This is a genomic window from Peribacillus sp. NJ11 (genome assembly GCF_030348405.1).
Lineage (GTDB): Bacteria > Bacillota > Bacilli > Bacillales > DSM-1321 > Peribacillus.
Window position 1 is genome coordinate 1,585,281 of record NZ_JAUCFO010000001.1, and the last position, 13,970, is coordinate 1,599,250.

The window sequence follows — 13,970 nt, forward strand, 5'->3', positions numbered from 1 at the left end:
TGAGTAAGGGGGATCCTCATGAAAGAAGCGGTAATAGTAGCTGGAGCAAGGACTCCGGTAGGAAGAGCGAAAAAAGGTTCTCTAGCTAATGTACGCCCTGATGATTTAGGGGCACTTGTTGTAAAGGAAACGTTAAAGCGTGCAGGGAATTATGAAGGAACCATCGATGACCTGATTATCGGTTGTGCAATGCCTGAGGCGGAGCAAGGATTGAACATGGCGCGTAACATTGGAGCGTTGGCAGGGTTGCCTTATACAGTACCAGCCATAACCATTAATCGTTATTGTTCAAGCGGGTTGCAAAGTATTGCTTATGGAGCGGAAAGAATCATGCTCGGCCAAAGTGATACAGTCATTGCAGGCGGAGCGGAATCCATGAGCCTTTTACCAATGATGGGTCATGTAACGCGTCCGAACGCGAAACTTGCGGAAACAGCCCCGGAATATTATATGGGTATGGGTCACACTGCTGAAGCCGTTGCAAAAAAATACGGGATTTCCCGTGACGATCAAGATGCATTTTCTGTACGAAGTCATCAAAAGGCGGCTAAGGCCATTGCAGAAGGAAAGTTTTCGGATGAAATCGTACCGGTTGACGTAACCCTTCGCTCAGTGGGTCCAGATCTTAAATTAAAGGAACAATCATTCACATTCTCACAGGATGAGGGGGTTCGTCCAGGTACGACTGTTGAAGTGCTGAAAAAACTAAGACCTGCATTCGCAGTTACAGGATCCGTAACAGCAGGGAATTCATCACAAACGAGTGATGGAGCAGCCGCGGTCATGGTCATGGATGGGGAAAAGGCCTCTTCATTGGGGATGAAACCGATTGGTAAGTTCCGCTCCTTTGCTGTAGCGGGGGTACCGCCTGAAATTATGGGGATCGGACCGATTGCAGCCATTCCTAAAGCTTTGAAACTAGCAGGCCTTGAGTTATCCGATATTGGTTTATTTGAATTGAATGAAGCCTTCGCTTCCCAATCCATTCAAATCATTCGTGAGCTGGGGCTGAATGAAGAGATTGTCAATGTAAATGGCGGAGCCATTGCCTTAGGCCATCCACTGGGATGTTCAGGAGCAAAATTGACATTAAGCCTGCTTCATGAAATGAAGCGCAGAAACCAACAATTCGGAGTTGTGACAATGTGTATCGGCGGCGGAATGGGCGCTGCTGGAGTATTTGAATTATTAGCGTAATTCAATCCCTTCCGGAAGCTGTCAACATGCTTCCGGCGGTTTAACTTTCATAAATCACTTAGGAGGAAAAAACATGTCCAATCAAACAACAGATAACCTCATTAAAGGCGGAGCCTTTTTAGTAGAAGATATTACGTATGATCAAGTGTTTACACCGGAAGATTATTCCGAAGAGCATAAAATGATTGCCAAAACTTCAGAGGATTTTGTGGTGAATGAAATTCTGCCGCAGGTTGAACATTTAGAAAACCATGAATTCGACCGTTCTGTAAAATTACTGAAGCATGCAGGTGAAATCGGTTTACTTGGTGCTGACGTTCCTGAGGAATACAGCGGATTGGGTCTTGATAAAGTCAGTTCGGCATTAATTACAGAAAAAATGGCACTTTCAGGCGGCTTCGGAATTACGCATGGTGCACACGTAGGTATCGGATCTTTGCCAATCGTATTATTCGGGAATGAAGAACAAAAGAAAAAATATCTCCCTTTACTGGCAACGGGTGAGAAAATTGCTGCATATGCCTTAACGGAACCCAGCTCAGGTTCAGATGCCTTGGGGGCAAAAACGACTGCGAAATTGAATGCTGAAGGAACACACTATATTTTAAATGGTGAAAAACAATGGATTACAAATGCAGGTTTTGCAGATGTCTTCTGTGTATACGCCAAAATCGACGGCGAACAATTCTCTGCTTTCATTGTAGAGCGTGATTATGAAGGTGTATCGACTGGTGCTGAAGAGAAGAAAATGGGCATCAAAAGCTCATCTACACGTACATTAATCCTCGAAGATGTTCATGTACCCGTTGAAAACCTTTTGGGTGTAGCAGGAAAAGGGCATGTCATTGCTTTCAATATCCTGAATATTGGCCGTTATAAATTAGGCGTGGGTGCTGTCGGCGGATCTAAACGTGCCCTTGAGATTACAGCTGCTTATACGAATCAACGCCAACAGTTCAAAACGAAAATTTCCGATTTTAACTTGACGAAAGAAAAACTTGCAACAATGGCGTCTAAAATTTATGCAGCAGAAAGCTCTGTATACCGTACTGTTGGCCTTTATGATCAAAGGCAAAGCAAATTGACGGATGAGCAAGTGAAAGATGGAAAATCAATGGCAGCTGCAATCGCTGAATATGCAATTGAGTGTTCATTGAATAAATTCTTCGCTTCCGAAGTATTGGATTATGTTACGGACGAAGGCGTACAGCTTCATGGCGGTTATGGATTCATGCAGGAGTATGAAATTGAAAAAGCATATCGTGATTCCCGTATTAACCGGATTTTTGAAGGTACAAATGAAATCAACCGATTGCTTGTACCGGGAACTTTCCTGAAGAAAGCACTTAAAGGGGAATTGCCGCTTCTTCAAAAGGCTCAAGGCCTGCAAGAGGAATTAATGATGATGATGCCGGAAGAACCTGGCGATGAGCCATTGGCACAAGAAAAAATGCTTGTTAGAAACGCTAAGAAAATCGGTATTTTGGCAGCTGGCCTTGCTGCACAGAAATACGGCAATAAGCTTGATCAAGAACAAGAAATCCTCTCCAACATTGCTGATATAGCATCCCTTGCATATGCAGCTGAATCCGTGGTATTACGTACGGAAAAAGCAATTGCGGCTACAGGACTGGAGAAGAACAAACAAAAAGTGCTTTACACGGAAATTTTCGTTCAGGAAGCTTTCAATGAAATAGAACAGCATGCAAAGGAAACGTTAATTGCGGTGGAAACAGGCGATACCCTTCGCATCATGCTTTCTTCGCTTCGCAAGCTGACAAGACACAATCCAATCAATGTCATTGCGAAAAAACGTGAAGCTTCCGTTAAGGTAATCGAAACGGAAAAATATGCACTTTAAGCAATGAATCAGAATCTGTAAAGGGAATGCCCGTAAAGGCATTCCCTTTATTTCCTTTGATGAAATTGCATTGGAAATTCACAAGACATTTCGTTGTATTGCGTGGTGAAAACGGGTATTCTATTGATAGGTGGTGAAATGATGGGCTTAACATTATATTGGTACCCAAAATGCGGCACATGCCGTAATGCGAAGAAGTGGCTGGATAATCATGAACTGCAATATGAAGCGATTCATATAGCGGAAAATCCGCCTTCGCGAACTGAAATTGAACAACTATATAAAATCAGTAATTTGGAGTTGAAGAAGTTTTTCAATACTAGCGGTCAAAAATATCGGGAGCTGGGCTTAAAGGATAGGCTGAAAGAAGCTTCTGAAGCAGAGATGCTTGATATATTGTCCACAGATGGCATGCTTCTGAAAAGGCCGATTGTTACGGATGGTACCAAAGTGACGGTAGGATTCAAAGAAGAGCAATTCGAACAGGTTTGGAACTGAAATTTTACAAAATATTTGGTTAATTCCTTACTTAAACAATAAATCTACCTTATAATGGAATAGATAAAATAAGATGTACATATGGAGGGTTTATAATGACAACAACACCAAAAGAACTTCGTTACACTAAAGAACATGAATGGGTAAAAACCGAAGATGGAACAGTGCGCATTGGAATTACAGCTTTCGCCCAGTCCGAGCTAGGGGACATCGTCTTCGTTGAGCTTCCAGAAATCGGGGATGAACTGAAAGCGAACGAACCATTTGGAAGTGTTGAATCCGTTAAGACCGTTTCTGAGCTGTATGCTCCTATCAGTGGCAAGGTTGTTGAAGTAAACGAAGACTTAAGTGACAACCCTGAATATGTAAATGAATCTCCTTTTGAAAAAGCATGGATGATTGTGCTTGAACCATCAAATAGCAGTGATATTGAAAACCTGATGAGCGCTGAGGAATATGAGAGTTTGATTAACGGTTAAAAACGAAGAAGAGGGGGGACTGAAAAGGCCTGCTCTCTTTTTCATTTTGTACAATCATAGTTGCGCACATAATTCGTGAGATGGAGTGATGACATGGAATGGGGCGAATTCGATAAAGTGATCATTGTAGAAGGCAGTTCCGATAGAAGAAAAGTTGCCTCCGTTTTAGATGAAGATGTGGAAATTAGATGTACGAATGGGACCATATCATTAACTAAGCTTGATGAATTAGTGGATGAATTGATGGACCGTGATGTTTATCTCCTTTTTGACGCAGATGAATCAGGAGAAAAGCTGCGGAAGCAATTCCGAAGGGAAATGCCGGAAGCGAACCACCTGTATATTAATAAAATGTACAAAGAAGTGGAGAGCTCACCTGAACATCATATCGCAACTGTGCTTCTATCTGCCAATATGAATGTTAAAATGAAATTTTTAAGTCAAAGGGTGAACGACTAATTGATTCAGGAATGGAAAGAAGAAGAGTGTAAGCTTGCCGTTGAACAAGGGGAAACATTTTGCTTATATTTATATACGCCTTTATGCGGCACCTGTCAGGTGGCTTCCAAGATGCTGACGATATCCATGGAACTTTTCCCGGAACTGAAGGCAGGTAAAATGAATATGAATTATGTTCAAGCGATTGCCGAATCATATGAAATAGAAAGTGTCCCGTGTTTATTGCTTTTCAAAGAAGGGCAGCTGCACAAAAAAATATATGCCTTTCAATCCGTTCCTTATTTGTATGGATTGCTTAAGGAGATCAGCTAAGAAACCAATCAGAAATGGATTGGTTTTTTTAGTTGTGGACATGTGGCGGCCAAACCGGAATTAAACAAAGAATATTCTAACAATTCATTGACTGGTTAATTCTAAAATGTTATATTTTGTATTAAGAAAGCATCTGAATTTAATAGTTCTTATCAAGAGTGGCGGAGGGACTGGCCCGACGAAGCCCGGCAACCGGTATAAATTTATATACGGTGCTAATTCCAGCAGAGTGTTAGCTCTGAAAAGATGAGGTGCGTTATTAAAACCTCTTCTTATGGAAGTGGTTTTTTTGTTTATGAAAGGCCCGGTTTCAATTTAATTCCTACTAAATCCATAGAGAAAGAGGAGAAATAGTATGTCAGAGAAAAAGTTACGTTTCGAAACATTGAGTGTTCATGGCGGTTTGCAAGCTGATGAAACAGGTGCACGTGCAGTCCCGATCTACCAAAGCAATGCATACTTGTTCAAAGACACTGACCATGCAGCGAATTTATTTGGTTTAAAGGAGAATGGCTATATATATACACGACTACATAATCCCACGGTCAGCGTTTTTGAGGAAAGAATGGCCTTATTGGAAGGCGGTATCGGCGGATTGGCAACAGCAAGCGGAATGGCTGCCATCTCACTGTCAATCTTGAATATTGCCGGTGCAGGGGATGAGATCGTTTCAGCCTCCACTTTATATGGCGGTACGTATAATCTTTTTGAAAACACTCTTCCTAAATATGGGATTAAAGTGAAGTTCGTTTCTCCTGATGACCCTGAAAATTTCAAAAGGGCGATTACGCCAAGAACTAAAGCCATATTTGCCGAAACGATCGGAAATCCAAGTTTGAGGGTCCTTGATATTGAAGCGGTAGCCGACATTGCCCACGATGCCGGGATACCTTTAATCATTGATAATACCTTCGCTACACCGTATCTATGCAGACCAATTGATTTTGGAGCGGATATTGTCATCCATTCCGCTACAAAATGGCTTCTGGGAAATGGAACCACCTTAGGCGGTGTCATCGTGGATGGCGGGAAGTTCGATTGGAACTCGCCAAACTACCCTGGCTTTACGGAGCCTGATCCAAGTTACGACGGTCTGGTATACGCCGAGGCAGTTGGACCAGCCGCTTTTATAACGAAAGCCCGAGTGCAGTTACTTCGTGATTTAGGCCCTGCGCTAAGTGCCCAAAGCGCATTCCAGTTTACGCTTGGACTTGAAACGCTGCATGTGAGGATGAAAGAGCATCTTTCGAACACGAAGTCTGTACTTCAATATTTGAAAAATCACCCTGCCGTGACTTGGGTTTCGCATCCTGCTAATGAGGATCATCCCGATAAAGCCCTTGCGGATAAATATTTGCCTAAGGGAGCAGGATCTGTTGTGACTTTTGGAATAAAGGGAGACCGCGAAGCCGGGGCGAAACTTATCAATTCGGTGGAATTATGGTCCCATGTAGCGAATGTAGGGGATGCGAAGAGTTTAATCATTCACCCTGCCAGTACGACCCATCAGCAATTGAATGATGCAGGTCTGGCGAAAGCTGGTGTGCGTGCTGATCAAGTCCGTTTATCCATTGGGATTGAAAATGTAGAGGATTTAATAGAAGATTTGGAGCAGGCAATTGAAAAAGCGACGAATATCGTCTCCTTGACTTCTAAAACGGTTTAAGCAAAAAGTCCTGGGCATTCTTGAACTAGAAATATTATACATTGCGCTCCTTTTTTATCTATGATAAAATTTCAACATACTAAAGAACTTAATGATGTACAAATATTCTATATATTAGCTCTTATCAAGAGAGGTGGAGGGATGTGCCCGATGAAACCCGGCAACCGACAAGGAGATTTCCTTGGAAAGGTGCCAATTCACACAAAGTTTAATCACTTTGGAAGATGAGAGGAAGGCCTGTTTCTTCACCTGCCTTTCTGCTCATGCAGAAAGGTTTTTTCTATTTCAGTAGGAAAAACCTTTGCATGAATTGCAAAATTGGTAGGGGAAACAGATAATAATGTAGAGAAATTAACTAAGTTCATAGGTTTTATTGGATAAAAGAGGTGAGGATTAATGATTACATTGACAAAAGTCAGTAAGCTGTTCCGAACAGGAAAAGGAAGCAGTGAGACGATTAAGGCTGTAAATAATGTGAATGTTGAAATAAATAAAGGCGAGATTTTCGGTATTATTGGTTATAGTGGAGCAGGGAAAAGTACTTTGATCAGGATGCTCAATGGATTGGAAACACCCACAGAAGGATCCGTTGTGGTGGCTGAGAAGGAAATTTCAAAAATTAAAGGTGCTCAGCTTCGTAAGGCCCGTCAAGAAATCAGCATGATTTTCCAACATTTCAATCTATTATGGTCCAGGACCGTTCAGGAAAATATATCCTTCCCGTTGGAAATTGCAGGAGTTTCAAAATTTGAACGCACCAAACGTGTGAACGAATTGATCAAGTTAGTCGGACTGGAAGGCAGAGAAAAGGCCTATCCTTCGCAATTAAGCGGAGGGCAAAAGCAACGGGTGGGAATAGCCAGGGCTCTAGCGAATGATCCTAAAGTGCTGCTGTGTGATGAAGCGACTTCTGCCTTGGATCCACAGACTACCGACTCTATACTCGAATTGCTTGTTGACATCAATCAGCGTCTCGGGTTGACGATTGTCTTGATAACACATGAAATGCATGTAATACGTAAAATCTGTCATCGTGTGGCTGTGATGGAAAGCGGGCAAGTTGTTGAACAGGGACCTGTCCTGGATGTTTTCAAGAATCCTAAAGAACAAATGACGAAGCGTTTCGTGCAACAGGTGACGGAACCGGAAGAAACGAAAGAAACGATGGACCATCTGCTCGAACGCTTTCCTGCAGGCAAAGTGATTCAATTGACTTTTGTAGGTGATCATGCAGAAAGCCCGTTGATCACTAAGCTTGTACGTAACTTCGAGTTGGATGTCAATATAGTTCAAGGTAAAATATCGCAAACCAGAAGCGGTTCATATGGAACGTTGTTTATCCATCTTGATGGCAAAGAGGATGAAATGCTCCGCGCAATCGAATTCATTAAAGCACAGCAGGTAGGCGTGGAGGTGATTACTCATGCTTGAAGAATTATTGCCGAATGTTGATTGGGAAGACATTATTGAAGCAACGAAAGAAACGCTTTATATGACAAGTATCTCTGTAGTGGCAACCTTTTTTATAGGCATATTATTAGGATTGATCCTGTTCTTGACAGGGAAGGGGAATATGTGGGAAAACCGGGCAATCAACGCGGTCATTAGTGCTGTGGTTAATATATTCCGTTCCATTCCATTTCTTATTTTGATCGTGCTGCTCATTCCTTTCACTAAAGCGCTTGTCGGTTCCATGATCGGAGAGAACGCTGCACTGCCGGCACTTATTATCGGTGCGGCACCATTTTATGCACGTATGGTTGAAATCGGCCTCCGTGAAATCGATAAAGGTGTAATTGAAGCCGCTAAATCGATGGGGGCAAAAACGAGCACGATCATTTGGAAGGTCCTTCTTCCGGAGTCGATGCCTGCCCTTATTTCCGGGATTACGGTAACATCGATTGCATTGGTTGGATATACCGCAATGGCCGGAGTCATCGGCGCAGGCGGACTTGGTAATCTAGCCTATCTGGAGGGCTATCAAAGAAATCAAAATGACGTTACGCTTGTAGCGACTATCGTTATTCTAATTATCGTCTTCATAATTCAAATTATTGGAGATGTGATTACATCTAAATTGGACAAAAGATAAAGGGAGATGAAAAGGATGAAAAAGTTTTTAGGATTTGCATTGATTTTAGTGTTATCTATCGCTTTGGCTGCTTGTGGAAGTGAAAAGGATAAAGGCGGCAGTGAAACGGAAAAAGAATCGAAGAAATTAGTCGTAGGGGCATCCAATGTTCCGCATGCTGAAATCCTAGAGGAAGCTAAGCCGCTTCTTGAAGAAAAAGGAATAGAATTGGAAATTGAAACATTCCAGGACTATGTTTTACCAAATAAGGCTTTAAATGATAAGGAATTGGATGCTAACTATTTTCAGCACATTCCTTATTTAGAATCCCAAATTAAAGAAAATGGATATGATTTCGTTAATGCAGGCGGAATCCATATCGAGCCAATAGCTCTATACTCACAAAAATATAAAACCATCGATAAACTCCCTGATGGGGCAACGATCATTTTAAGCAGCTCTGTCGCTGATCATGGGCGTGCTTTATCCCTTTTGGAAAAGAATGGCCTGATCACTTTGAAAGAGGGAATCGATAAAACGACGGCTACAACTAAAGACATCGTTAAAAATGAGAAGAACCTTAAATTCGATTCTGAATATGAAGCGGCTCTGCTTCCTAAAATTTATGAGAGCGGCGAAGGCGATGCTGTTTTGATCAACTCAAACTATGCGATCGATGCAGGTTTGAATCCGATTGAAGATTCGATCGCCATTGAAGATTCTGAATCACCATACGTGAATGTCATCGCTGTAAACAAAGGTGACGAAAATAAAGAAGCAATCAAAGCGCTTGTAGAAGTATTGCATTCTAAAGAAATTCAAGATTTCATCCTTGAAGAATACGAAGGTGCAGTTGTACCGGCGGATAAATAATTCAACAATGACGGCCTGATGTAATTCAGGTCGTTTTTTCATGTTTATATATGATAGAAAAAGGGTAGAGAATGATTGAAGGTAATAAAATGATACACAAATTTGAAAGGATGGTTCACTATCAATACTCTGGATTTAAATGTAACAAGCGAAATGGAAAAGGCGATGCAGTCTTCACATGGGATTGGCTACAGTGAGTACAGTAGAAACTTAGACCTCCGTATCGAGGTTGAGAAAGAACGAGATAGGGAACATGAAAAGTGCAACAAAATGGTCCTGGACCTGCAACGCAAAATTCACGGCTAAGCATATAAAAGAGTTCTTTAAAAGATCGGTCTGTAGAGGTAAAATGGTAAGTGGTCCAGAAAATAAGGGTTTCCTTATTGGATGAACTTACATAATGCCTTACAGTCCGATTTTTTTATTTTCAAAGCGGAACGTTCATACCATCCGATCGACTCTTTCGGACATATATTAATAAGAACGAAGGTTTGCCGAATAATAAGATAATTTTAACAAAAGCTAAAATAAGGCTAAATATGCTGTAAATAGGCTATATCTGTTAGTATGGTAAGAATAGGACAGGTTTTTAACATGTAAGAAGTGGAAACCCCTTTCTATATTAGTTGATTCCAAATTGGATTTGTTATAAAATTGGAATGAGAATAAATTGAGAATGGTTTTACGTAAATTTAAAGTAAAGAAAGTAATCTTTACTTTCTGGTAATAAAATAGGAATTAGTTCACGGAGGTATTATTATGTCAGCTTCTACATTAACGGTTAAAGATCTTCACGTATCAATTGAAGGCAAAGAGATTTTAAAAGGGGTAAACCTTGAAGTTAAAGGTGGGGAAATCCATGCGATCATGGGACCAAATGGAACTGGTAAATCCACTTTATCATCAGCAATCATGGGTCACCCTAAATATGAAGTAACAAGCGGTAGCATCACATTCGATGGTGAAGACGTATTGGAAATGGAAGTCGACGAGCGCGCTCGTGCAGGCCTATTCCTAGCTATGCAATATCCAAGTGAAATCAGTGGTGTTACAAACGCTGACTTCCTACGTTCTTCCATTAATGCACGCCGTGAAGAAGGCGATGAAATTTCATTGATGAAATTCATCCGTCAAATGGATCAAAAAATGGAATTCCTTGAAATGGATGAAGATATGGCGCAACGCTATCTGAATGAAGGTTTTTCCGGCGGAGAGAAAAAACGTAACGAGATCCTTCAATTAATGATGATCCAACCTAAAATTGCAATTTTGGATGAGATTGATTCAGGTCTTGATATCGATGCACTTAAAGTCGTTTCAAAAGGAATCAACGAAATGCGCGGAGAAGACTTTGGATGCTTGATCATCACTCACTACCAACGTCTATTAAATTACATCACTCCTGATTATGTACATGTAATGATGCAAGGACGTGTCGTTAAATCAGGCGGTCCTGAACTTGCTGCCCGCTTAGAAGCGGAAGGTTATGATTGGATCAAACAAGAATTGGGCATTGAAGACGAAACTGTTGGCGAAGAAGCGTAAGTAGGAGGATTTGCAATGACTACAGAAACGAAATTACCGTTTGAACAAGAGGATATAAGCTCCTATTCAACTAAAAATAATGAGCCAGCTTGGCTTTCCGAGCTTCGGATTCAAGCGTTTTCTGAATTTGAAAAGCTCCCGATGCCAAAGCCGGATAAAACGAAAATCGACAAATGGAATTTTACTTCCTTCAAAACCCACGCGGTTGAAAGTGAAGCTTTTGCCTCTTTAGAGGAGCTTCCGGAAGAAATTAAATCCATTATTGAAGAAAATGGGAACTTATACATTCAACGCAACAATACGCCGGCATATATCAATCTGTCAGCTAATGTGAAAGAACAAGGCGTCATCTTTACGGATATTTTCACAGCGGCCCGTGACCATTCTGAGCTCGTGCAAAAATATTTCATGAAAGACGGCGTTAAAATAGATGAACATCGTTTAACAGCGCTGCATGCTGCATTAGTCAATGGGGGAGCATTCCTTTATGTTCCGAAAAATGTAGAAATCAAAGAACCGATTCAATCGGTATTCTTGTTGGATAATCCAGATACTACACTTTTCAACCATGTATTGATCGTAGCGGAAGATAACAGCTCGGTAACGTATGTGGAGAACTATTTCTCAAACGTTGAATCTAGCGAAGGTATCGCCAATATCGTAACCGAAGTAATTGCGAATGCAAATGCAAAAGTGGAATACGGAGCGGTCGACACCCTTTCAAAAGGATTTACGACATATGTTAACCGCCGTGGGGTGGCAGGCCGTGACGCACATATCGAATGGGCGCTAGGTCTTATGAATGACGGTAATACGATTTCGGATAACACAACATATTTAATGGGCGATGGCTCACATGGGGATACTAAATCCGTTGTAGTTGGCCGCGGGGAGCAAAAGCAGAACTTTACGACTGCCATCATTCATTATGGTAAGCGTTCCGAGGGGTATATCCTTAAGCATGGTGTTGTGAAGGAAAGTGCATCCACGATTTTCAATGGAATTGGAAAAATAGAGTATGGTGCGACAAAATCCAATGCCGAACAAGAATCACGCGTACTGATGTTAAGTGAAAAAGCACGCGGAGACGCCAATCCAATCCTTTTAATTGATGAAGATGATGTAACGGCTGGTCATGCCGCTTCTGTTGGACGTGTTGACCCGCTTCAACTTTATTATTTAATGAGCCGTGGTATAACAAAGCAAGAAGCGGAAAGACTTGTCATTCACGGATTCTTGGCCCCTGTTGTTAACCAACTTCCTATTGAGGGAGTAAAAAAACAATTAGTTGCGGTCATTGAAAGGAAAGTACAGTAATGAACCCATACGAAATTCGTAAGCTTTTTCCAATATTAGATCAAGAAGTCAATGGTCAGCCATTAGTTTATTTAGATAGTGCTGCAACCTCTCAAAAACCGGCTGCAGTGATTGAAGCGATTGAGCAATATTACCGCGGATACAACTCGAATGTTCACCGCGGGGTGCATACACTAGGAACAAAAGCTACGGATGCGTATGAAGGTGCACGTGAAAAGGTGCGTAAATTCATTAATGCTTCTTCTACTGAAGAGATCATCTTTACCAGAGGTACGACTACTTCTTTGAATACAGTAGCAAAAAGTTACGGTGGAGCAAATGTTAAAGAGGGTGACGAAATCGTCATCTCTTACATGGAGCATCATAGTAATATCATTCCGTGGCAACAGCTTGCCAAAGAAAAAGGCGCTGTACTGAAGTACATTCCACTTCAAGAGGATGGAACGATTTCCCTTGATGATGTGAGGGCAACAATTACGGATGCAACGAAAATCGTTTCCATCATGCAGGTTTCGAATGTACTTGGTGTTATCAATCCTGTGAAGGAAATCGCGAAAATTGCCCATGATCACGATGCTGTAATGGTAGTCGACGGGGCACAAAGTACACCTCATTTAAAAGTGGATGTCCGCGATTTGGATTGTGACTTCTTTGCCTTCTCAGGTCATAAAATGGTCGGTCCGACTGGTATCGGCGTATTATATGGTAAAAAAGAATTACTGGAAAAAATGGAGCCGATTGAATTTGGCGGGGAAATGATTGATTTTGTAGGTTTGTATGAGTCTACATGGAAAGAACTCCCGTGGAAATTCGAAGGCGGAACCCCTATCATTGCTGGTGCGATCGGCATTGGGGCTGCGATCGATTTCTTGGAAGAAATCGGCTTGGATAATATTGAGCGGCATGAACATAAACTCGCCGCTTATGCAATGGAAAAAATGTCTGCAGTTGAAGGACTTACCATATACGGTCCAAAAGATGCAGAAAAACGTGCGGGCGTAGTAACCTTTAATATTAATGACGTACATCCACATGATGTCGCTACCGTACTTGATGCAGATGGAATTGCTGTCCGTGCCGGTCATCACTGCGCACAGCCATTAATGAAATGGCTTGACGTGTCATCGACAGCAAGAGCAAGTTTCTATCTCTATAACACGGAAGAAGATATTGATAAGCTTGTGTCCGGGCTTGTTAAAACGAAGGAGTATTTCAGCAATGTCTTTTGATAACTTAGATACACTTTACCGTCAGGTCATTATGGATCATTATAAGAAACCACGTAATAAGGGTATGCTTGAGGATGGAAGCATGACAATTGATATGAACAATCCAACTTGCGGCGATCGGATTCGTTTAACGATGAAGATTGAAGATGGAAAAGTCAGCGATGTTAAATTCGATGGTGACGGTTGTTCGATATCCATGAGTTCAGCTTCCATGATGACTCAAGCCATAAAGGGCAAAGACGTAGATACTGCTTTAGCGATGTCCGAGACTTTTTCCTTAATGATTCAAGGAAAAGAATACGATGATGAGATGGACCTTGGGGATATTGAAGCCCTTCAAGGTGTTTCTAAATTCCCTGCCCGAATCAAATGTGCGACGCTAGCTTGGAAGGCCATGGAAAAGGGATTGAAGGAATAATTAAATTAAAATGAGCTGTTGTAATTCAGCCATTTGAAATGGAGG

15 protein-coding genes and 2 riboswitches are annotated in these 13,970 nt (G+C 41.6%); all 15 genes read left to right on the forward strand.

Annotation, left to right across the window (positions count from 1 at the left end; genetic code table 11):
- The first annotated feature begins 18 nt into the window (after positions 1 to 18).
- Positions 19 to 1,197: an acetyl-CoA C-acetyltransferase gene (locus tag QUF86_RS07725; protein ID WP_289314485.1), complete on the forward strand. Its 1,179-nt coding sequence runs from the start codon at positions 19 to 21 to the stop codon at positions 1,195 to 1,197.
- A 73-nt stretch (positions 1,198 to 1,270) separates the two neighbouring features.
- Complete coding sequence (locus QUF86_RS07730; RefSeq protein ID WP_289314486.1) at positions 1,271 to 3,058, forward strand: acyl-CoA dehydrogenase family protein; 1,788 nt, start codon at positions 1,271 to 1,273, stop codon at positions 3,056 to 3,058.
- A 141-nt stretch (positions 3,059 to 3,199) separates the two neighbouring features.
- Positions 3,200 to 3,556, forward strand: a complete 357-nt coding sequence (locus tag QUF86_RS07735) for an arsenate reductase family protein (RefSeq protein ID WP_289314487.1) — start codon at positions 3,200 to 3,202, stop codon at positions 3,554 to 3,556.
- Positions 3,557 to 3,651: 95 nt separating this feature from the next.
- Entirely contained in the window at positions 3,652 to 4,035 is a 384-nt protein-coding gene (gene gcvH / locus QUF86_RS07740; protein ID WP_125162586.1) for a glycine cleavage system protein GcvH, read from the forward strand.
- 93 nt (positions 4,036 to 4,128) lie between these two features.
- Positions 4,129 to 4,494, forward strand: a complete 366-nt coding sequence (locus QUF86_RS07745) for a toprim domain-containing protein (RefSeq protein ID WP_289314488.1) — start codon at positions 4,129 to 4,131, stop codon at positions 4,492 to 4,494.
- The gene (locus tag QUF86_RS07750) at positions 4,495 to 4,806 is read left to right on the forward strand and encodes a thioredoxin family protein (protein WP_353957650.1); all 312 of its coding nucleotides are present in this window, start codon (positions 4,495 to 4,497) and stop codon (positions 4,804 to 4,806) included.
- A 146-nt stretch (positions 4,807 to 4,952) separates the two neighbouring features.
- A riboswitch (SAM riboswitch) is annotated at positions 4,953 to 5,059 on the forward strand.
- A gap of 102 nt (positions 5,060 to 5,161) precedes the next feature.
- Positions 5,162 to 6,472: an O-acetylhomoserine aminocarboxypropyltransferase/cysteine synthase family protein gene (locus QUF86_RS07755; RefSeq protein ID WP_289333972.1), complete on the forward strand. Its 1,311-nt coding sequence runs from the start codon at positions 5,162 to 5,164 to the stop codon at positions 6,470 to 6,472.
- A gap of 118 nt (positions 6,473 to 6,590) precedes the next feature.
- A riboswitch (SAM riboswitch) is annotated at positions 6,591 to 6,703 on the forward strand.
- Between the two features lie 165 nt (positions 6,704 to 6,868).
- On the forward strand, positions 6,869 to 7,903 hold the full coding sequence (locus QUF86_RS07760) for a methionine ABC transporter ATP-binding protein (protein ID WP_289314490.1): 1,035 nt from the start codon (positions 6,869 to 6,871) through the stop codon (positions 7,901 to 7,903).
- A complete protein-coding gene (locus QUF86_RS07765; protein ID WP_289314491.1) occupies positions 7,896 to 8,564 on the forward strand; it encodes a methionine ABC transporter permease in 669 nt (222 codons plus the stop codon). Before QUF86_RS07760 ends, QUF86_RS07765 begins: the two co-directional genes overlap by 8 nt.
- 15 nt (positions 8,565 to 8,579) lie before the next feature.
- Positions 8,580 to 9,416 (forward strand): MetQ/NlpA family ABC transporter substrate-binding protein, encoded by an 837-nt coding sequence (locus QUF86_RS07770; protein ID WP_289333973.1) that lies wholly within the window; start codon positions 8,580 to 8,582, stop codon positions 9,414 to 9,416.
- Positions 9,417 to 9,581: 165 nt separating this feature from the next.
- Complete coding sequence (locus tag QUF86_RS28890) at positions 9,582 to 9,722, forward strand: YuzK family famiily protein (protein ID WP_483313630.1); 141 nt, start codon at positions 9,582 to 9,584, stop codon at positions 9,720 to 9,722.
- Positions 9,723 to 10,175: 453 nt separating this feature from the next.
- On the forward strand, positions 10,176 to 10,961 hold the full coding sequence (sufC, locus tag QUF86_RS07775; protein WP_289314493.1) for a Fe-S cluster assembly ATPase SufC: 786 nt from the start codon (positions 10,176 to 10,178) through the stop codon (positions 10,959 to 10,961).
- 15 nt (positions 10,962 to 10,976) lie between these two features.
- Positions 10,977 to 12,278, forward strand: coding sequence for a Fe-S cluster assembly protein SufD (gene sufD / locus QUF86_RS07780; RefSeq protein WP_289314494.1), 1,302 nt, complete (start codon positions 10,977 to 10,979; stop codon positions 12,276 to 12,278).
- On the forward strand, positions 12,278 to 13,507 hold the full coding sequence (locus QUF86_RS07785; RefSeq protein ID WP_289314495.1) for a cysteine desulfurase: 1,230 nt from the start codon (positions 12,278 to 12,280) through the stop codon (positions 13,505 to 13,507). The genes sufD and QUF86_RS07785 overlap by 1 nt, the downstream gene beginning before the upstream one ends.
- Complete coding sequence (gene sufU / locus QUF86_RS07790) at positions 13,497 to 13,925, forward strand: Fe-S cluster assembly sulfur transfer protein SufU (RefSeq protein WP_034310148.1); 429 nt, start codon at positions 13,497 to 13,499, stop codon at positions 13,923 to 13,925. The genes QUF86_RS07785 and sufU overlap by 11 nt, the downstream gene beginning before the upstream one ends.
- Positions 13,926 to 13,970 lie beyond the last annotated feature (45 nt).

Coding starts and splice junctions, on each gene's coding strand:
- QUF86_RS07785 (WP_289314495.1), top strand. CDS start 12,278: ATGAACCCATACGAAATTCGTAAGCTTTTTCCAATATTAGATCAAGAA.
- sufD (WP_289314494.1), top strand. CDS start 10,977: ATGACTACAGAAACGAAATTACCGTTTGAACAAGAGGATATAAGCTCC.
- QUF86_RS07760 (WP_289314490.1), top strand. CDS start 6,869: ATGATTACATTGACAAAAGTCAGTAAGCTGTTCCGAACAGGAAAAGGA.
- QUF86_RS07730 (WP_289314486.1), top strand. CDS start 1,271: ATGTCCAATCAAACAACAGATAACCTCATTAAAGGCGGAGCCTTTTTA.
- QUF86_RS07745 (WP_289314488.1), top strand. CDS start 4,129: ATGGAATGGGGCGAATTCGATAAAGTGATCATTGTAGAAGGCAGTTCC.
- QUF86_RS07755 (WP_289333972.1), top strand. CDS start 5,162: ATGTCAGAGAAAAAGTTACGTTTCGAAACATTGAGTGTTCATGGCGGT.
- sufC (WP_289314493.1), top strand. CDS start 10,176: ATGTCAGCTTCTACATTAACGGTTAAAGATCTTCACGTATCAATTGAA.
- QUF86_RS07725 (WP_289314485.1), top strand. CDS start 19: ATGAAAGAAGCGGTAATAGTAGCTGGAGCAAGGACTCCGGTAGGAAGA.
- QUF86_RS28890 (WP_483313630.1), top strand. CDS start 9,582: ATGCAGTCTTCACATGGGATTGGCTACAGTGAGTACAGTAGAAACTTA.
- QUF86_RS07770 (WP_289333973.1), top strand. CDS start 8,580: ATGAAAAAGTTTTTAGGATTTGCATTGATTTTAGTGTTATCTATCGCT.
- QUF86_RS07735 (WP_289314487.1), top strand. CDS start 3,200: ATGGGCTTAACATTATATTGGTACCCAAAATGCGGCACATGCCGTAAT.
- sufU (WP_034310148.1), top strand. CDS start 13,497: ATGTCTTTTGATAACTTAGATACACTTTACCGTCAGGTCATTATGGAT.
- gcvH (WP_125162586.1), top strand. CDS start 3,652: ATGACAACAACACCAAAAGAACTTCGTTACACTAAAGAACATGAATGG.
- QUF86_RS07765 (WP_289314491.1), top strand. CDS start 7,896: ATGCTTGAAGAATTATTGCCGAATGTTGATTGGGAAGACATTATTGAA.